The sequence below is a fragment of the Sphingobium sp. TomTYG72 genome (assembly GCF_055394715.1).
Map to the genome: position 1 here is coordinate 2,563,117 of NZ_AP027336.1, position 18,303 is coordinate 2,581,419.

General features: G+C 62.1%; 13 protein-coding genes and 1 tRNA gene. 7 read left to right on the forward strand and 7 right to left on the reverse strand.

From position 1 onward, the window contains the following. Positions 1 to 156: 156 nt before the first annotated feature. Entirely contained in the window at positions 157 to 618 is a 462-nt protein-coding gene (locus ACZ5U1_RS12750) for a GFA family protein (protein ID WP_464778712.1), read from the forward strand. Here ACZ5U1_RS12750 and ACZ5U1_RS12755 read toward each other — a convergent pair. Both ACZ5U1_RS12755 and ACZ5U1_RS12760 read right to left on the reverse strand, forming a co-directional pair. Beyond that, entirely contained in the window at positions 612 to 4,826 is a 4,215-nt protein-coding gene (locus ACZ5U1_RS12755) for a translocation/assembly module TamB domain-containing protein (protein WP_464778713.1), read from the reverse strand. The genes ACZ5U1_RS12750 and ACZ5U1_RS12755 overlap by 7 nt on opposite strands. After that, entirely contained in the window at positions 4,826 to 6,928 is a 2,103-nt protein-coding gene (locus ACZ5U1_RS12760; protein ID WP_464778714.1) for an autotransporter assembly complex protein TamA, read from the reverse strand. Before ACZ5U1_RS12760 ends, ACZ5U1_RS12755 begins: the two co-directional genes overlap by 1 nt. 129 nt (positions 6,929 to 7,057) lie before the next feature. Here ACZ5U1_RS12760 and recJ point away from each other — a divergent pair, with 129 nt between their 5' ends. From recJ to ACZ5U1_RS12780, 4 genes are all read left to right on the forward strand, one after another. After that, positions 7,058 to 8,824: a single-stranded-DNA-specific exonuclease RecJ gene (recJ, locus tag ACZ5U1_RS12765; protein ID WP_464778715.1), complete on the forward strand. Its 1,767-nt coding sequence runs from the start codon at positions 7,058 to 7,060 to the stop codon at positions 8,822 to 8,824. 100 nt (positions 8,825 to 8,924) lie between these two features. Continuing rightward, positions 8,925 to 8,999: transfer RNA gene (locus tag ACZ5U1_RS12770), tRNA-Glu, on the forward strand. A 79-nt stretch (positions 9,000 to 9,078) separates the two neighbouring features. After that, entirely contained in the window at positions 9,079 to 9,747 is a 669-nt protein-coding gene (locus ACZ5U1_RS12775; protein WP_464778716.1) for a DUF6538 domain-containing protein, read from the forward strand. A 66-nt stretch (positions 9,748 to 9,813) separates the two neighbouring features. Continuing rightward, on the forward strand, positions 9,814 to 10,953 hold the full coding sequence (locus tag ACZ5U1_RS12780; protein WP_464778717.1) for a site-specific integrase: 1,140 nt from the start codon (positions 9,814 to 9,816) through the stop codon (positions 10,951 to 10,953). Between the two features lie 224 nt (positions 10,954 to 11,177). Here the strand turns inward: ACZ5U1_RS12780 and tnpC are convergent, their stop codons facing one another. The 3 genes from tnpC to tnpA are packed head-to-tail and all read right to left on the reverse strand — an operon-like array spanning position 11,178 to position 13,519. After that, a complete protein-coding gene (gene tnpC / locus ACZ5U1_RS12785; RefSeq protein WP_464777949.1) occupies positions 11,178 to 12,731 on the reverse strand; it encodes an IS66 family transposase in 1,554 nt (517 codons plus the stop codon). Between the two features lie 60 nt (positions 12,732 to 12,791). Beyond that, positions 12,792 to 13,139 (reverse strand): IS66 family insertion sequence element accessory protein TnpB, encoded by a 348-nt coding sequence (gene tnpB / locus ACZ5U1_RS12790; RefSeq protein ID WP_065847213.1) that lies wholly within the window; start codon positions 13,137 to 13,139, stop codon positions 12,792 to 12,794. Continuing rightward, positions 13,136 to 13,519 (reverse strand): IS66-like element accessory protein TnpA, encoded by a 384-nt coding sequence (gene tnpA / locus ACZ5U1_RS12795; RefSeq protein ID WP_464777950.1) that lies wholly within the window; start codon positions 13,517 to 13,519, stop codon positions 13,136 to 13,138. Before tnpA ends, tnpB begins: the two co-directional genes overlap by 4 nt. A gap of 208 nt (positions 13,520 to 13,727) precedes the next feature. Between tnpA and ACZ5U1_RS12800 the strand changes: the two genes are divergently transcribed. Beyond that, positions 13,728 to 14,789 carry a dsDNA nuclease domain-containing protein gene (locus ACZ5U1_RS12800; RefSeq protein ID WP_464778718.1) on the forward strand — a complete coding sequence of 354 codons (1,062 nt, stop codon included), beginning with the start codon at positions 13,728 to 13,730 and terminating at the stop codon, positions 14,787 to 14,789. A 50-nt stretch (positions 14,790 to 14,839) separates the two neighbouring features. Beyond that, complete coding sequence (locus ACZ5U1_RS12805; RefSeq protein WP_464778719.1) at positions 14,840 to 16,549, forward strand: hypothetical protein; 1,710 nt, start codon at positions 14,840 to 14,842, stop codon at positions 16,547 to 16,549. 254 nt (positions 16,550 to 16,803) lie between these two features. On the opposite strand, the gene ACZ5U1_RS12810 is transcribed toward ACZ5U1_RS12805, so the two are convergent. Together ACZ5U1_RS12810 and ACZ5U1_RS12815 are read right to left on the reverse strand one after the other, a co-directional pair. Continuing rightward, the gene (locus ACZ5U1_RS12810) at positions 16,804 to 17,820 is read right to left on the reverse strand and encodes an NADP-dependent oxidoreductase (RefSeq protein ID WP_464778720.1); all 1,017 of its coding nucleotides are present in this window, start codon (positions 17,818 to 17,820) and stop codon (positions 16,804 to 16,806) included. Between the two features lie 10 nt (positions 17,821 to 17,830). Then, positions 17,831 to 18,301: a PaaI family thioesterase gene (locus ACZ5U1_RS12815; RefSeq protein WP_464778721.1), complete on the reverse strand. Its 471-nt coding sequence runs from the start codon at positions 18,299 to 18,301 to the stop codon at positions 17,831 to 17,833. Between the last annotated feature and the right edge of the window lie 2 nt (positions 18,302 to 18,303).

The following is an 18,303-nucleotide window of genomic DNA, read 5'->3' on the forward strand; positions in this document are numbered from 1 at the left end:
GTGGGGAGGGGGACCGCCGCGCAGCGGTGGTGGAGGGGGAACTGGCACGACCTGCGGCGCCCTGCGGGCGCTCCCCTCCACCAGCCTGCGGCTGGTCCCCCTCCCCATCTGTCGATGGGGAGGATAAACTTTCATCCCGAAGCCAAGGAGCGCCCCATGTCCATTCCCGATCTCCCCATCGACGGCGGTTGCCGGTGTGGGCGTGTGCGTTTCCGGCTCAGTGAAGCGCCGTGGGGTGAAGCGGTTTGCCATTGCACCGGGTGCCAGAAGATGACGGGCAGCGCCTTTTCCACCACGATCATCATGCCTTCGGGCGGATTTGAACTGATCGCGGGAGAGACGGTGATTGGCGGGCTGCATGGCGAGGATGTGCGCCATCATCATTGCGACTGGTGCAAGAGCTGGGTCTTTACCAAGCCTGCCGCCGACATGGGCTTCGTCAATGTGCGGGCAACGATGCTGGACGATGCCAGCTGGTTCGCGCCGTGGATGGAGACGCAGACGGCGGAAAAGCTGCCTTGGGCGCAGACCGGCGCGGTGGTCAGCTTCGAACGCTTCCCCGCTATGGATGAATATGAAGGGCTGATCGCCCGCTACCGCGCCGAGCGGCTTCAATAATCCTTCGAATAGCGCAGGTTTGCCGATGATCCGGCGTTGGTGCCGGTCTTCGACAGCAGGCTGAGTGTTTTCGACAACGAGATTTCCAGCTGGGTGGCGGTGAAGCCCTTGGGATCGGTGATCACCTCCACATAGATATTGTTGGAGATGTGCTGACCCACAGCCAGCGATGCGCCGCGCCCCGTATCCTTGTCGCCGCTAACGATGCCGATGCGATCGACGCCGGACGCATTCTGCAACTTGCCCATCGGATTGAGCCCGCCGCCACCGCCGCGCAGGCCGTTGAGCGCAGCGGCAAGCTGGATCGCCTGGGTGGCGGACAGGTTCGCGACATTGTCGCCGAACAGGATGCGGGCCAATATCTCGTCCTGCGGCAGGGTGGGCGTCGAGATGAAGCTGATGTCCGGCTTCTGCGCCGTGCCGCCGACCGCGATGCCAGCCGTTACCGTGTTGATGCGGGTTTCGGCGCGGATCGCCAGCACCGGGTTCATCATCGGTCCATTGAAGGTGATGATCCCCTGTTCAAGGTCGAACTGATGGCCCGAGAAGCTGTAGCGGCCGCGTATCACCTCGATCTTGCCGACGACGCGCGGGGCCTTTGTGGTGCCGGTGACGCGCATGTTGGTCTTCCATTCGGAATTGAGGCCCATGCCGGTCAGGTAGATCTCATTATCGGCGCGCACCCGGATGTCGAGCTTCCAGTCGGCGGGTTTGGCCGCTGCTTGCCGGGACGCGATGCGCTGGTCCAGCAGGTCGGTGCCTTCGCCCTTGCGCCGGACGCCTTGGAGCTGCCGGATGTCGGCGCCACCCTGCCACGCGATGCGATAGCGGGTTTCGGGGAGCCACAGGTCGCCCTTGATCAGACCGCCATTGGCCGTGCTGTTCGTGACGTTGATCGTGCCGGTCACGACGCTGGTGATGGCTTCGCTGCGGGCGATGCGGGCGCGGTCCAGCTTGACGGCGATGTTCATCGGGTAGCCGCTTTCAGCCGCGAGCCCGACGGAGCCGTTGGCCTGCACCGTGCCGTCGCCAGCCCGGCCGGAAAAGTCGCGTATCTCGAGCCGGTCATTGGTAAAGCGGCCATCGAGGCGCATTTGCGTCAGGCGCGTGCCGAATGTCTCATTTTCATAGGTCAGCGCATTGGCGCGGACGAGGCCGTTGAGGCGCAGGGCGGTCAAGCGACCGCTGAAGTCCGCCGCTACCGCTATGGGGCCGGTCAGTTGCTGATCGGCAAGCCCGGCGAAGGAGAAGAGCACATCGGCAGGCCCGGCATAGCGGATGCCGCCGCCCAGCGGGGCGTTCTGAAGCTGCTCTGTCCAGCTCGCGCCGGGACCCGGAGGCGCGAGGGTGGCAGTGAAGCGGCCGAGCGACGCATTACTGCGCCGGATGAGCCCGCGCAGGTCGCCGCCACGGGCCGAGAGACGGCCTTCGACTGCCATCGAGACCGGATCGGACACGGCGGACAGGCTGGAGCGGCGGAAATCGTTGATCGCTAAGCGGGTCGTGGCGGCGGGGAAGGCGTTGCCACTCTGGTTGAAATCGATCGCGCCGGTCGCCTTGCCACTGATGCCGAGGCCGGGGCTGGCGATGTTCATGATGGCGAGATCGAAATCCTTGAACCGCGCCTGGAGGGCGGTCTGGTTGCCGAAGCGCCCGGCGAGATCGACGCGCCCTTGCGGCACGACGAGCGTCGCTGGCTCCAGCCGATATCCCTGCGGTTCGATGCGGATAATCGCGGGCTGGGCGAAGCGGAAGGGGATGTTGCTCGCCTTGCCTTCGAGCGCCACGGCGTAGAGGTTGGGGCGAAGCGCTGCATTGACGGCGATGGAGAAGGGTACGCCGGTCGAGCCGTCCGCGACTAACTGCGCGCGTCCACGACCGCCCTGATAATTGATCCGGGCGCGAGTCTTGCGCACGACATAGTCGCCATAGGCGGCGTTCGCCATCTGGACGTCGGCGGTGATGCGGGGCTGGTCGGTGAGTAAGATGTCCGCCGTCGCGATCGCTCGGCCGATCACCACATCGGCTTCGCCCGGCAGCCGGGCGTTGCTCGCTGCGGCGTTCACTGTGATGCCTTGCGCCTTGCCTACTGCGGCAAGCCGCGCGGCGCCGGTGATGCCGGACCCGTTCATGGCGAGCTGTCCGGCGAAAGGCCCGGCGGCGGTCTGCTGGAGACGGCCGTTCATGTCTACGCCCGCGAAACGCGCGCGTGTGATGTCGATGGTGAGTGGACCCTTGGCCGTGCGGATCAGCACATTGGCGAAGAAGGGGCCATAGGCGGAACCACCGGTCGCCTCCAGCCGGTAGCCGCCCGCCTCGCCATTCAGCTTTGCGACGACATCGGACAGCTGCACCCCGACATTGGGGCGTGCGGCGCGCAGGACTGCTTGGGGCCGCTCCATTGTTCCGCGAACGCTGAGCGCCAGCGGGCCATATTGGTTTGACGTGGCGGAGGCGTCGAAGGTGACCGCGCCATTAGCGTCGTAGCTGCCTGATCCGGAATGGATGCGGAAATTGGGTGCCGCGCCCTTGAGGTCGGCAAGGGTGAACTTGCCCTCCGGCGTCATGCCGATGCGGCCTGAAGCGACGGCATTGCCGCCAAGGAAGTCGCGCACGGAGGTGTTTTCCCAGCGGGCCGTGCGGACGCCGAACTTGCCTGCGAGGCCCCAGCCGCCCTTGGGGCCGGGCACCAGCTTCACATCGGTGTTGAGGTTGACGATGCCGACGCCGTCGATCTTGTAATCATTCACTCGCCCTTTGAGCGCGCCCCGGTAGATGGCCTTGTCGAGGTCGGCGAGGACAATGGCGGTGGCATCCACACGGTCGCTGTCGATCTTGAGGTTGTCGCTGATCAGCTTGCCCGATGAATAGGCGAAGTCGCCCTTGACCCGCAGGTTTTGAAGGAGCCCGCCCGCTGCGGCGTTAAGGCCGGTGACCCGCCGCGCGGTTGCATTGACGGGGATGCGGATGCGGTCGGCGTTGATCACTGCCCGACCGCTGGCCTTAAGGCCCTCGATGCCGGCCTGGTCGAAGGCGAGCATCGCGGCGCTCAGATCATAATCGATGAAGGGCGTCGCCATCGGGCCATCGAGGATGATCGAAGCGCGCACATCCTTGCCGCGCACCTTTTCCATGATCGCGCCGGGCGTCAGCAGCGCGGCGTCGATCTTGAGGCCGCTGAACTGGCTTTTGCCGAGGTCGATGAGGCCCTGCGCTGTTGCGGCGAGCGCGGTGGAGCGCAGCGTGCCCTTCAGGTTCACGCGCCGCTCGTTAAGCCCGGCGAAGAGATCGACATCAAGGGCGGGCGCGGTCAGCCGGTCGACGGTTCCGGCAAAGATGATGCCCGGGCGCACCGGACCCTTGGCCGTGAAGTTGCCGTCGCGTGCGGCAAGGGCGATGTTCGCAAGCTCGCCTTTGGGCGAGTTGGCGATGATCCGGCCATTCCATGCCTGCCAAGTGCCCCGCCCGTCGAGCGTTGCGGTCAGGCCATCGGTAAGGCCGCTCATCTTTGCGATCACGCCGCCCTTGGGCGCGGTCAGCGTGCCTTTCATGGCGAGGCGATTCTGGCTAGGCACGGCATCGAGCCAAGCCTGAAGCCGGTCGCCGCTATCGACGACGGCGTTGGCGCTAAGCTGCGCGCGGCCGTCGGCGATGTGGGTGACGCCATCGATGGCTATTTCGCGCTTTTGGCCGATCACCGGCTTGGCCAGCACGAACTTGGCGATCTTCAGCCGATCGACGTCGATGTCGAGATCGGGGAGGATCGGCGCGTTGGGGTCGCTTTTCGTGACGTTAAATTGTGGACTACGCGCAAGCACCACCAGCGGGCTTTCCAGCAGCCGCACAGAGATATGGTTGTTGAGGTAGCGGAAGGGGCTCCACACGACATGGACGCGTGGGGACGCCGCGAACGGGCCTTTGGGGTCGCGCAGGACAAGGTCATGGATGACCATGTCACTATAGATCGACCCTTCGATCCGCCCGACCTCGATCGCCATGCCGGATTCCAGCTTCAGCGCCGCGATCTGGCGTATCAGGAATTTCTTGCCCGGCTGGGTGTTCAGGGAAAGCAGTAATCCGGCGGCAAGCACGACCAGGCCGAGGATCAAGGCCGCAACGCCCAGCACGATCTTTTGCCAGAGCGGCCGTCCTTCCCGGATAACGATGGTCCGGCTTTCGGGAGCGGGTGGAGGCGCGTCTTCGGCCATCAGAAAGCCTGCCCAATGCCGATATAGAGGGTGAATTTGGACTCACCCGGCTGCCGGTTGATCGGCATGGCTATGTCCGCGCGGAAGGGACCGAAGTTGGTATAGAAACGTCCGCCCAAGCCTACGCCGTAGCGGATGTCGGAGAATTTCGGGATGGCGCTTTCATAGACCTGACCCGCATCGACAAAGGCGACGACGCCGTAATTGCCGAAGCGGTAGCGGCCCTCCACGGCGAATTCGTTGACGGACCGGCCGCCGATCGGGTCGTCATTGACATCCTTTGGTCCCAATTCCTGATAGCCAAAGCCGCGCACCGACCCGCCGCCGCCTGCATAGACGCGGCGCGATGGCGCGATCTGGTCACGGGCTGCACCGCTGATCGTGCCAAGCCGCGTCCGAGCCGCGATCACCAGCGCATCGGAAACGGGATAATAGCCGCTGAGATCAAAGGTCCCGCGCACATAGGGTGACAGATTGCCCTGTAGCGATGCTTCGGGCGACAGGCGCAGATTGGCGCGGAAGCCCTTGGTCGGATTGAGCAGGTCGTTCGACCGATCATAGCCAAGTTGCACCGGCAACGCGCCGATGAAATAAGTCAGCCGCCGCTTTTCCGCCGTTGCCGGGTCGATCGTCGTCTGCTCGTTCGACAGCAGGATTTCCGCGCCATAGGTATAGGTCCAGCGCTTCTGGAAGATCGGCGTCGATTGCCGCGACCAGCTGACGTTGAGTCCCGCCGTGAAGGCTTCATAGGCATCATAATTCTGATGGTTGAGCAGGGCGCCAGCCTGGAAGGTCTTGTCCCGCTTGCCTGCGTTGGAGCGGCGGAATGTGCCGGAAACGCCCTGTTCCTGCGTACCCGCAATGACCCTCGCAATCACCGCGCCTTCAGGTGGGAAGAGGTTCCGGTGCGTCCATGTGCCCTCGGCCCGGAAACCCTGTCCCGTGCCATAGCCAAGCTCGCCAGCCAAGGTGCGCGGCGGTCCTGCTTCCTGATCGACGTGCAGGTCGACATATTCGGTGCCATCGGGGCCGGGCTCGTTCGTGCGCACCGGGTCGACCGCGACGCTGGAGAAGAGGCCCGTCGCGACAAGGGCGCGGCGCAGGTCATCGACCTTGCGGCTGTCGTAAAGCTCGCCGGGCTTGAAGCGGCTGATGACCTTCATATGATCAGCGCCAAAGGCTTGCTTGCGGCCGGAGGTGGTGATCCCACGGAACGACCCGCGCGGGCCGACCTCGACCGGCAGGGTGTAGTCGCCGGTGATGGTCGCGGGGTCGAGCAATATGTCCCGTTCCCCGACCTTGGCGAAGGGGTAGCCATTTTCGGGCAGCTTCACCCCGACATTGGCCTCCGCGCTTTCCACATCGGCGGCCACGATATAGTCGCCGGTGTTGAGCGGCAGGCTGTCGCGAACGAGGCCCGGCGGCACCGTTGGTCCAGCGTTGATGACGATGTCGCCGATCTTGTACCGCTTGCCGGGCGTGACGGAGAGCACCGCCTTCAGCGTGCCATCGCCCGTCTGGTCGAGTGAGGCGAGGGCGGTCGCGTCATAATAGCCTTCCGAATAGAGCAGCCGCACGGCGAGCGCTTCATCCTCATGCGCACGCGCCTGCACCATGGCTGCGGTATCGGCACGTCCCTTGCCATCGACCAGCGCTGACTCGCCCCGGAATTCGTCTTCAAGTCCGGTCTTGCCGAAACCGTCGATCTCGACAGCGTAGCGGATATCCGGCGTCTTTTCGTGCGGGCTGTCGCTTGCCACCTGCGCGGGGACTGTCACGCTGTCGAGCGGCGCCAGGGGCTGTGCCAACTCCGCTTCCGCCGCTGGTTCGGTGGCGGGCGGTAGTTCGGCGGGCGCACTGGCCTGCGGCATTTGCTGATCGATCCAGCTGTCTATCGACGGTAGCGGATCGGAAGGGTTGGCGGGATCACTTTCGCCAGCTTTGGGCAATCGCGCTTCAAATTCCTCGTCGGGCAGGATTGGCGGCTCTTGCCCGGCAGCAACCGTGCCCGCCGATGTCCGGGCTTGCAGCGACAGGGGTGACGCAGCGATCATCAGAACGCCCAAGGCACGCCGGGCGCGTTTCGCCTGCCTGGAACCCATGTAAATTCAGCCGCCCCTTTCCGTCCGCCGTGCACGCGGGGAAGACGAATACGCGCAAGGGCTTGTTTCGGTTCCGCCGTCGGCCGTGAACCGCTTCCCTCGAGCGTCGGCCCGGTTTAGGGATCAGAAATGACCATAGCGCTGAATGTATCCCGCTCTATCCTTGGACAACCGTGGCGCTGGCGGGGCGCAGGCGCGGATGCGCGCGAGCCGGGCTATTTGCCCGACGACCTGGTCACGCAGTTGTTGCTGGCCCGTGGCTGTCCGCGCGAAGCGGTGGACGCGCATCGCAACCCGACCATCCGCCACTTCATGCCTGATCCCAGTCTGTTCCGCGACATGGACAGCGCTGCCGAGCGGCTGGCGGACGCGGTGCAGAGCGGCGAGCATGTCTGCATTTTCGGCGACTATGACGTGGACGGCGCGACCAGCGCGGCGTTGCTGATCCGCCTGCTGCGTGACCTCGGCCTGTCTGCGCGGCCTTATATTCCTGACCGGCTGATGGAGGGCTATGGCCCGTCTGGCGAGGCATTGGTGCGGCTGGCAGGGGAAGGAGCGACGCTGATCGTCACCGTCGACTGCGGCGCGCAGGCGTTCGAGGCGCTTGCCATGGCGAAGGCTGTGGGCGTCGATGTTGTGGTGGTCGATCATCATAAATGCGCCGCCGCGCTTCCCGAGGCTTTTGCGCTGGTCAACCCCAACCGTCTGGACGAGGTGGAGGAAGCTGCTGCTCATGGACATCTGGCGGCGGTGGGGGTCGCATTTCTCTTGGGCGCCGCGCTTATCCGCGTGTTGCGCAAGCGGGGATGGTTCGCGCAGCGTGCCGAGCCTGCCCTGATGGAATTGCTCGACATCGTGGCGCTCGGCACCGTGGCGGACGTGGCACAACTCAAGGGGCTTAATCGCGCCTTTGTCGCACAGGGCCTCAAGGTCATGGCGAAGCGCCGCAACATCGGCATTTCTGCGTTGATCGATGCGAGCCGCCTTAGCCGTGCGCCATTATGCCATGATCTGGGATTTGCGCTCGGTCCCCGCATCAATGCTGGCGGGCGGGTAGGCAAGGCCGATCTGGGCGTGCGCCTGCTGACGACGGAAGACCCGATCGAGGCCGCGAGCATCGCTGCCGAGTTGGACCAGTTCAACGAGGAACGTCGCGTGATCGAGGCGGCGGTACAGGCCGAGGCGGAGGAATTGCTCGCGGCGCAAGGCAACCGCGCCGTGGCGCTTATCGCCGGGGCTGGCTGGCATCCCGGCGTGATCGGCATCGTCGCTGGACGCATCAAGGAAAAGGCGGGGCGTCCCGCGATCGTCGTGGCGATTGATGATGCCGGTACGGGCAAGGGCTCCGGCCGTTCGATCTCCGGCGTTGATCTTGGCGCGGCCGTGCTGGCGGCCAAGGATAGCGGTTTGCTGGTTGCCGGTGGCGGTCATGCCATGGCGGCAGGGCTGACCGTTACGTCTGACAGGCTGGATGCGCTGGCTGATTTCCTGGACGAAAGGCTTGCTGCCGCCGTCGCCCGCGCCCGCGATGACCGCGCATTGTTGATCGACGCGGTGCTTGCCCCGGCGGGCGTCAATCCGGACTTCGTAGCTGCGATCGAGGCAGGCGGCCCCTATGGTGCTGGCTGGCCATCCCCGCTCATCGCGGCTGGACCGATGCGCGTCATCAAGGCCGATGTCGTCGGCAATGGTCATCTGCGCGCCGTCATGGCGGGGGACGATGGCCGCTCCATCAAGACCATCGCCTTCCGCCAGGCGGAGAGCGAGTTGGGGCAAGCCATTCTCGGCGCACCGCGCGACCGCCGCCTGTGGGTCGCGGGCCGTGCAAAGATCGACGATTGGGGCAGTCGACCCGCCGCTGAACTGCATCTGGAAGATGCCGCCTGGGCCGATTGACAGAAGTGGTCGTTTTCCTGCGCCAAAGGGGTTGACCGCCGCAAGCTCCCCCCCTAAAGCCGCCCTCGCTTCGCAGCGCCGCCCAAGCGGTTCTGCATGTGGCCCCTTCGTCTAGCGGTTAGGACGCGGCCCTTTCACGGCTGAAACACGGGTTCGATTCCCGTAGGGGTCACCATTCGGGCATAAACGCCTGAATGCGCTGGATTTACGTCCTCTTTACCCGTCATGTGTACAGAAATTGGGTACAGAACGACGTGAAGAAGACCACCATGGCTACCCCTTTCGCCGACCCTAGAACTGGCCAACTTTATTTTCGTCGCGCGATACCGCATGCTCTGCGCGAGGCCTTTGACGGCAGGGCTCAGATCAAGGTCTCATTACGCACAAAGAATCCGGCTGACGCAAAGGCTGTGTTTGCACGAGAAAACGCGGCATTCGAAGAACGGCTTGCTCACGCGCGACGTATGCTGGCCGAAGGAGCCTTATCGCCCACTCCGAGCCGGGTGGTAAGAATGTGGTGCGAGCGGGCGGTGACGGGTAATGGGCTCGCCGGATCGGAGAGAATAGCTCTAACGTTGATGGAGCTGGACGCAACCACAGGAGGAACGGCGTCCTGCGTCGCTTCGCACCAGATCTATCCGCCGCCGGTCCTCGGACCTCCAGCGAATACCAACTGGTTTGCCGTACTGTCGGACAAGCAGAAGTTCATGAATTTGGTGGGTGAATTTTACGAAGGCAATCTGGAGAAGATAGGATCAAACTGGATCCGTGTGCGATGGCACAATCCAGACCATGTATGGCGACGGCTTCTCGACAGCCCTGTTCAGAAAGTTCGAGCATTCGAGGCGGGCAGTGCTGCATTCTCAGATGCGGAACTGGGTACGGCGCTGCTTGCTATCCTTGACGAAAAGCGTCCGAGCTAGGAGGATTTCAATCGGGCTCGGCTTACGTCCAATCGGCCACGGGCCACGGGTTCAAGGTTGCGTCCGATGATGCGGCTCAATCAGTTATATGATGAATGGAAGCTGGCGAAAGAGCCTCGCCCGCAAACTGCTCTGGAATTCAAAGCAGCGCTTGATGACTTTATCGACTTCGCTGGCGATATTGCAGCAGCTTCCATCGATGCCGACTTGCTTTTCGATTATCGTGACCAAGCAGCCAAACTTCCAGCTAAAATGCCACGTGTCGACCGAGCATTACCGTTTCGGGCACGCGTAGAAAAGCACTTGGAGTCCCAGCCCAAATGCGCGGCCTCAACTCTTAAGAAACGCATTGGCGCGCTCCAGGCGTTACTCACATTCGCATTCGATCAGCGCTGGATCGCAGTCAATGCCGGTGTAGGGATAAAAATCATCGGCTACGGAAAGAAGCGGATTGAAGTACGCCCCTTCGAAGATCACGAGCTTGCGCGCCTTTGTGCCTCTCCGCTGTTCATCCATCCGGGAAATTGGAGCCAAAGCTCCCAGGTTAGTGACGCCACCATGTTTTGGATCTTCTTGTTAGGCATCACCACCGGCGCTCGTCTCGAAGAAATCGGCCAAGCTGCTGTCGCAGATGTAAAGCGGGATGGCCACATCTCCTATCTCGATATCGGCGAGTATGTTCTCGATAATGAGGCCGCCTCCAAAAACGTGAAGACCGACAGCTCGGTCCGCTTGGTCCCTATACATGCCAAGCTCATCGAACTTGGGTTCCGCGAGTATATCGACGCGCTGGTCGCTTGCGGTCACATCGAGCTTTTTCCTGATCTCAAGGAAAACAGCGTGGGAAAGCGCACTAAAGAGGCCAGCCGAAAGATGAATCGTATCATCGATCGCCATGTTATAGACGATCGCAGGCTTGTGTTTCATTCGACTCGCCATACTTTCAAAGCGAAGGGCAATGATGCCGGAGTGAACGAACGGACACTGGATCAAATTTGTGGGCATGCTCCCGTGAGCGTCGGCGCACGATACGGCTCCAATCCCCGCATTCGGACAATATACCGAGAGCTACTCCGCATAGACTTCTCCTGCATCGACTGGGACCGCATCGCGGTGGGTTTGCGGCACGTTAAGTGGGACGCTGTGGTGCAAGCTGAGCTATATCGCCGGGAAGAAGGTACGCCTGATCGCCGGACAAGCGGATAGCAGCATACACCTGCTCAGACCGATGGGCGACCGTCTGGGTCGGCGCCAAAAATTGGGAAAGCTGCTTCTCGCGCGGCGCCGGCTTTCAGCCCAAAGGTGGTCGTTCAATCCGGGCGCCACGGATGTCTTCTTCTGAAAGGGGCTGCCGATGGAACGCTCCGAAGCGGAAGGTTTCCCTCAAGCGTCTTGCTGCTGCAGCGTAAGCGTGGGCTGGAGGCCGCAGATCAGGCGGCTTCGGCGATCGGTTGCTGATCTGGCCGCCAGTTCCAGGGCAGGAGTTCATCCCAGCGGGCAGCAGGCCAGTCGCCAGCGATCTTGGCGATGACATCTGCGATATAAGTCTGCGGTTCGAGGCCATTGAGCTTTGCGGTTTCGATGACGGAGTAGATGGCCGCCGCCCGATCGCCGCCCGCCTTTGAGCCGGCGAACAGCCAGTTTTTACGGCCCAGGGCCACGCACCGCATGGCACGCTCCGCGATGTTGTTATCGATCTCCAGACGCCCATCATCGAGGAAGCGCGTGAGCGCCACCCAGCGCTTGCGACCATAGGCTATCGCTTTCGCCATCTCGGACTTGGGCGAGAGGCGGCGCAGGGCATCATCAATTGCTTGCCGCAGATCATCGATCAACGGCTTAGTGCGGTCGTGCCGGCTTCGTCGGCGGATCTCGGGTTGCTGGCCTCGAACCTCTGCCTCAATCTCATAGAGTTGGCCGATACGTTCCAGCAGGTCGGTGGTGAGCGGCGTCGGCTTGGAGGCGTGGATGTCGAATATCTTCCGCCGGAAATGCGCCCAGCAAGCAACCTCGGTGACGCGGTTGGTGTTGTAGAGCTTGTCATAACCGGCATAGCCGTCGGCCTGGAGATAGCCCGTGAAGTTGGCCAGCTGCCGCTGGGGATGCGCACCGGTGCGATCGGTGGTGAACTCATACCAGACCAGCGGCGGGGTCGTGGCGCCAGAACCCCGATCGTCGATGGCATACGCCCAAAGCCTACCGGTCGCCGTCTTGCCCCGCCCCGGATCAAGCATGGGAACCGGCGTATCGTCGGTATGAATCTTCGAGGCGGTGAGGCCGACCTCTCGGATACGACTGATGATCGGGTCGAGCAGCACGGATGCCTGTCCCACCCAGCCTGCGAGCGTCGAGCGGTCGATCTCGATGCCCTGTGCCGCCATGATCTCGGCCTGCCGGTACAGCGGCAGATGATGATCGAACTTGGAGACGACGACGTGAGCCAGCGTGCCGAAGGTCGCCTTGCCCCGGGCAATGGCTTTTACCGGCGCGGGCGCCTGCACGATCTTCTCGCAGGACCGGCAGCTATACTTGGGCCGGATGGTCCGAACGACACGCCATTGCACTGGCACGGCATCGAGCATCTCGTCGCTATCCTGCCCCAGAGGCCGCAGCGCTCCGCCGCAATCTGGACAGGTGCAACTGCCCTGTTCGGGCTCGATCCGCTGTTCCTCCCGCGGCAGATGAGCGGGTAGCGCACGAACAGGCGACGGCCGATCAACCTCTGCCGGATCGGCCCGACGCGCGGCGGCGACGATCGCCTCGCCTTCGAGTTCTTCAAGGGCCAGCTCAAGCTGTGCGATCTGGGTATCGAGCTTCTCGGACGACTTGCCGAACTGCATCCGCTTGAGGCGCGCGATCTGCACGCGCAGCGTGTCGATCAAGATGTCGCGGGCAGAAATATCGGCGTGGGCGGCCGCCAAAGCAGCTTCGAGCTCGGCGATCCGAGCGTCTTTGTCAGCGGTGGAAAGGCCTGCGTCCGACACTGCGATCCTATAGCGGATCAGGGGCTGCAATGCCAGAAAAAGTGCCGGAAAATGGGCGCTTTATCCCGCGAGCGAAGGGGTAAAAGTGCGCTCCGGCCGTCGCCAGTCAATGCCTTCCAATAACATGGAAAGCTGGGCCGCGGTCATCACCACCGACCCGGTCTTGGTCGATGGCCACACGAACCGGCCACGGTCCATCCGTTTGGAGAAAAGGCACATGCCCTGACCGTCATACCAGAGCAGCTTCACCAGATCACCGCGCTTCCCTCGAAAGGCGAACAGCGCACCGGAATGCGGGCTCTGCTCCAGAACCTGCTGCGCCATCACGGCCAGGCCGTCAAAGCCCTTGCGCATGTCCGTCGCCCCGCAGGCCAGGAATATCCGCGTTGAGGGCGGCAGCGGGATCATTGCGTCAGAACGCCGATTACCCGCGACAGGGCATCGGCATCTACCGTGGCGTCCACACTCACCCTGATGCCCGACGGCAGCTCGATGCCGATCACGCCGACGCTGCGCGCCGCGACCGCCGGCGCAGGCAAGGCTAGCTGGTCGCAGATCTGCACCTCCGCAAAGGCAGGCTCGATCGGCTTGCGCACCCCGGCAAGCTCGCCAGACATTGCCTGTCGCCGCCATGTGTAGATCGATCCGCTGCCGACATCATGACGTTCACAGGCCGAGCGCACGCAACCCTCGGGGCCAAATGCATCCCGCAGGACGGCCAGCTTCTGCTCCACCGTCCACCGCCGCCGACCCGACACCCGGCTAACGATCTCTATCCGACTACTCATACGACCGCTCGTATGAGTAGTCGCTGCACCGCTCGCTGAATCCTCGATCTCGTCCGACACCAGCCACCCCGTTCAAAGAGCGGCAATCATCCCGGCGAACGGGCGCGGCGCAAGGCGGCCGTCAGACCCCGCTTACGCTGCAGCTGCTTGCTCGCTTTGTGATTGCCAACCCGGTCGTGCATGGGCATCAGTCGGACGGGGGATCAATATGACCTTGTCGGCCGACCTTATCACTAAGCCACTTCGCGAGAAGTCAGCGACTGGGGGTCGTTATGAATATCAGACGATGTGGGGGTTGGCCTTGTTGTTCGAGCAACATGGTACGCAGGATGACTATGCCATCATTTTCGAGTTTCATGACGATGTCCTGCTGCTGAACAGTGCGACGGTACCGACGACAGCCAGATTCTATCAGGTAAAGTCCAAAGCGACGAATGGCGGCTGGACGCTGACCAAACTCCTCCAGCGCGCGAAGGTGAAGACCGAAGACGGGACCAAGGAGAAGCCTTCCTACATCGATAAGATGTTCGACAATGTTGCTAAATTTCCTAACGCTGTCTTGTCGGCGGATTTCATCTCGAACCAGCTTTGCGGTTTTAATACAGACGCGACTTTCCGCCTGAAAGAATGCGATCCAGCCGACTTCGAGAAAGTCGTTAAATCTGTTCAGGAAGCCTATCCATCGGCCACCAAGGCCCAGATCGGGTTGTTGGGCTTTCAGCACACCAATCTCAGCCTGGGCGACGTCGTTTCGCATACCAAGGGAAAGCTGCAGACCTTCATCACCGAGAATTTGGGCGAAGTCTGGTTTAGCCCGGAGGCAGTTTATCGGGCGATTGCCGAAGAGTGCCGACGGAAGGCCAACTTCGAGGGCGACATCGTATCGCTGCAACAAGCGATTAAGGACAAAGGCTTGACCAAGGTCAATGTCCAGGAGTGGCTCGACGCCATCGCAAGCAACAGCCGATCGCCCGAGTGGAGCGAGATCGCACCGAACCTGACCTACGCATTCTCGGACCAGCGCCTGATCAGTCGAGAATACGGGGTCTATCGGGCTGTCGCGCTGAACTCGGCCGACCGGGCCGTCCACCGAGTTCGGATGGCGATCACGGCGACGTTGGCACCCGTCGTCGAAGATGCGAGCCTAAGCCTCACGCAGATGGTTGAAGCCGTTTTCGTGCAAGTTGAAGAAACCGGACAGAAATACCTGTCACCGTTCAGCCCGGCCCGGCTGAGAGCGATGATCATCTATGAGATATACGCGCATTAAGCGGCAGGATCGGTTCAAGCGTCTGGTAAGAAGCCTCAGAAAGAAGTCGTATGAAAAGCTTGAAGTTGCAAAGGCTTCTGCTCCTCTCTCGGATCGAGAAGAAGGCCCGTCAGGAGAAGTTTGACGCTAAATCTACAGTGATTTTCGGCGAGAACGACACCGGTAAATCGCACCTTATGAAATCGATCTATGGCGCATTCGGCGCCGATTCCTCTGTGATCAACGAGAAGTGGTCAAACGCTTCGGTCACGATAATGCTGCGATTCTCTGTCGGTGCGGAATCCTACGCAATCCTTCGCATCGACGATCAAATCGCGCTTTTCGACGGCAATGATGCGTTGCTCTGGAGCGCTTCCGGCCTGGTCAAGGAAGTTGGTCCTAAAATTGCCGAGCTGCTCGATTTCAACATCATGCTGCCGACCAAATATAACGACTTGATCGTGCCGCCCCCGCAATTCTGCTTCCTGCCCTTCTATCAGGATCAGGACCGTGGCTGGGATGACACTTGGGGCTCCTTCAAAGGGCTGTCGATGATCTCGGACTTCAAGCGCGGGATTCTCGAATATCATACCGGCATCCGCCCTCGAGAATATTACCAAGCCAAGGCCAAGCGTGGGGAAGCTCAGCGCGAGCAGAATGAGCTCAAGGCCGAACGCCGGGCCCTGGATCGCGCGACCGAGCGCCTGCGCAAGGGCCGGTCTCCCGTCACAGTGACCTTCGCGCCCGAGATGTTCGGCAGCCATATCGAACAGCTGCTCGCGGAGATGAACGAGCTACAAGCAGTATATGAGGGCGTGAAGGGGAAGATATCTGAGCTCCAGTCCCGGCGGGCCGTGCTCGTCGAGGAGATCGAGATCGCACGTGTAGCCCTTCAGGAGCTGGACGCCGACGTGAAGTTTTCGCAGAGCTTGACGGACGCACAAGTTGTTTGCCCGACCTGCAACACCGTCCACGACAACGACTTTGCCAGCCGGTTCAGCCTGATCAACGACGCCGACGCGTGCCGAGGGTTTCTGGCAAGCGCGCAGCATTCTCTCGCCGAAGTCGAGGGGGATGTGGCGCGCCGGATGGCGTCCCTTGCCAGCTATGGGGACAGGATCGCGCGCATCGACAAACTGCTCGAGGAGAAGCGCGGCGAGATCAAGCTTCGCGACATGCTGAAGGATGAAAGCGAGCGCATCGTCGATGCGACCATCGCGGCAGAGCGGGACGTGATCGACCTGGGAATTTCAGGCTGGTCCGAGAAGGAGGATGCCGCGAACGCCTTGATGAAGGAGCTCAACGATTCGCAACGCAAAGCCAAGATCGTGTCATTCTATGCCGAAAAGCTCATCGCGTTTGCCTCGGATCTGGGCGTGGATTTCGGAAATGCAGCGAGGAAGAGCATCTCACCCAAAATAAACGAAACGGGGAGCTATGGGCCGCGGGCGATCCTAGCCTATCATTTCGCCCTGCTGCACACGATTCGGGAGTTCACGACGTCCTGTCTGTGTCCCATCATCCTTGACACCCCCCTGCAGCAGGACCAAGACGAAAAGAATGCCGCGGCCATGATAGCATTCGCACTGAAGAATCGTCCGAAGGACATGCAACTCGTGTTGGGAACGGTATCGATGCACGGCGTCGAGCATAAGGGCCACTCGATCAATCCAATGGTGAAGGAGTCCCTGCTGCGCCGCGAGGAATTCGATGAGGTCAGCGACTATATGCGGCCTTTCATCAACAGGATGCTCGGCCAGGATCACGGCGAGCTCATTTAAACAATGAAGTCATCGGGAGCTCAGGCATATACCGTATGTCCGCCCCCGGCTGAACCTGCCGTTGAACGCTTATCTTGGAAACGGCAGCGATGTCCCAGGACCTTCCGGCAGCAGTCGACCAATCCAAGTCGTTCGACAATTGGGATTTTGTCGGCAGCTTCCGCCAAAAACCGCCATTCATTCAGTCCGCGTACCGACCGCTTTTTGATGAGGACTTGGAAGAGAAAGTCAGGATCTTGCCTCAATAATATCGGTCAACCTGCGCGGGCCGTCCCCGGATCTACCGTAACGACGATCTTTCCGCGCGCTCGTCCTGACTCGCTCCTCTCCACCGCCACAGGAAGATCATCGAAGCCGAAGACTCGGTCGATTACCGGCCGGATAGCGCCGGCGTCGACCAGCCTGGCGATCTCGGCCAATTGGCCGCCGTCGGCATGCATGAACAGGAAGGAATAGTTGACGCCCTTCGCACGGGCCTTTCGCCGGATGCTGGCGCTCAGCAGCCGCAGCACCTGACGTATCGCCCAATTTGCGCCGATCGCGCGCGCGAAGTCAGGGTCGGGCGGTCCGGAAATCGAGATGAGCTTGCCGCCACGCTTCAGCACGGACAGCGATCTTTCGAGAATGTCAGGTCCAAGCGTATTGAGCACGACGTCGTAGTCGGTCAGCCGTTCGGCGAAGTTCTCCTTGCGATAATCGATGACGATGTCGGCGCCAAGATCACGGACCAGCTCGACATTGTCGGTGCTGGTCGTCGCCGCAACGGTCGCGCCGAGATGCTTGGCGATCTGCACCGCGATCGTGCCGACGCCGCCGGAGCCGGCATGGATCAGTATCTTCTGGCCCGGTTTGAGCGCGGCGCGCTCGACCAGCACCTGCCACGCGGTTAAAGCGACGAGCGGCAGCGATGCCGCCTCGGTCATGTTGAGGCTGGCCGGTTTGAGCGCCAGGTCGGTTTCGGCAACCGCGATCCTCTCGGCAAAGGTGCCGATCGGGTCCGGGCGTCCAAACACTTCGTCGCCGATCTTGAACCGCGTCGCGCCTGCGCCAAGCGCGATGACCGTACCGGCCAGATCGCCGCCGAGGATCAGCGGCATCGCCATCGGCAACACGGCCTTGAACTCTCCGTTGCGCAGTTTGAAATCGAGGGGATTAACGCTGGTGGCGGCGATGGCGACCAGCACTTGGCCGGGGCCGGGCTGCGGATCAGGCATCTGGCGCTGGGTGAGCGGCGCCTTGTAACGGTCGATGACGAATGCGCGCATGCTCATATTCTCCGGATCAGGGTTGCAATGCGCCGCGATCCTGCGGCGCGACGTCAAAGACGAGCAGGGTCGAAGTGGCCGTGGCGCACAGCCGCCCTTCGCCATCATGTATCTCGGCTTCAGCAAAGGCGACGCGGCTGCCCACCGATATGGCGCGACCGGTTGCGCGAACGGTGCCGCTCGTGTCGGACATGCCGCGCAGATAGGATACCTTCAGTTCCAGCGTGGTATAACCGCGGTTAGCGCCGAGCATGCTATGGGTCGCTATGCCACAGGCGCTGTCGAGCAGCGTTGCGGCATAGCCGCCGTGGACTGAGCCGAGCGGATTATAGACGTTGCGGTCCGGCCTCCCCTCGAACACGGCCCTGCCGCGTTCGACCTCCACCAAATCGAAGTTGAGGGTTTCGCTCATTGGCGCCTTCGATCCGCCAGCGATCATCGCTTGCAGTTGCGCAAGGCCGTCCGGCGACTGGTCACGGTCGGTCATTG

Coding starts and splice junctions, on each gene's coding strand:
- ACZ5U1_RS12750 (WP_464778712.1), top strand. CDS start 157: ATGTCCATTCCCGATCTCCCCATCGACGGCGGTTGCCGGTGTGGGCGT.
- ACZ5U1_RS12755 (WP_464778713.1), bottom strand. CDS start 4,826: ATGGCCGAAGACGCGCCTCCACCCGCTCCCGAAAGCCGGACCATCGTT.
- ACZ5U1_RS12760 (WP_464778714.1), bottom strand. CDS start 6,928: ATGGGTTCCAGGCAGGCGAAACGCGCCCGGCGTGCCTTGGGCGTTCTG.
- recJ (WP_464778715.1), top strand. CDS start 7,058: ATGACCATAGCGCTGAATGTATCCCGCTCTATCCTTGGACAACCGTGG.
- ACZ5U1_RS12780 (WP_464778717.1), top strand. CDS start 9,814: ATGATGCGGCTCAATCAGTTATATGATGAATGGAAGCTGGCGAAAGAG.
- tnpB (WP_065847213.1), bottom strand. CDS start 13,139: ATGATCCCGCTGCCGCCCTCAACGCGGATATTCCTGGCCTGCGGGGCG.
- tnpA (WP_464777950.1), bottom strand. CDS start 13,519: ATGAGTAGTCGGATAGAGATCGTTAGCCGGGTGTCGGGTCGGCGGCGG.
- ACZ5U1_RS12800 (WP_464778718.1), top strand. CDS start 13,728: ATGACCTTGTCGGCCGACCTTATCACTAAGCCACTTCGCGAGAAGTCA.
- ACZ5U1_RS12805 (WP_464778719.1), top strand. CDS start 14,840: ATGAAAAGCTTGAAGTTGCAAAGGCTTCTGCTCCTCTCTCGGATCGAG.
- ACZ5U1_RS12810 (WP_464778720.1), bottom strand. CDS start 17,820: ATGAGCATGCGCGCATTCGTCATCGACCGTTACAAGGCGCCGCTCACC.
- ACZ5U1_RS12815 (WP_464778721.1), bottom strand. CDS start 18,301: ATGACCGACCGTGACCAGTCGCCGGACGGCCTTGCGCAACTGCAAGCG.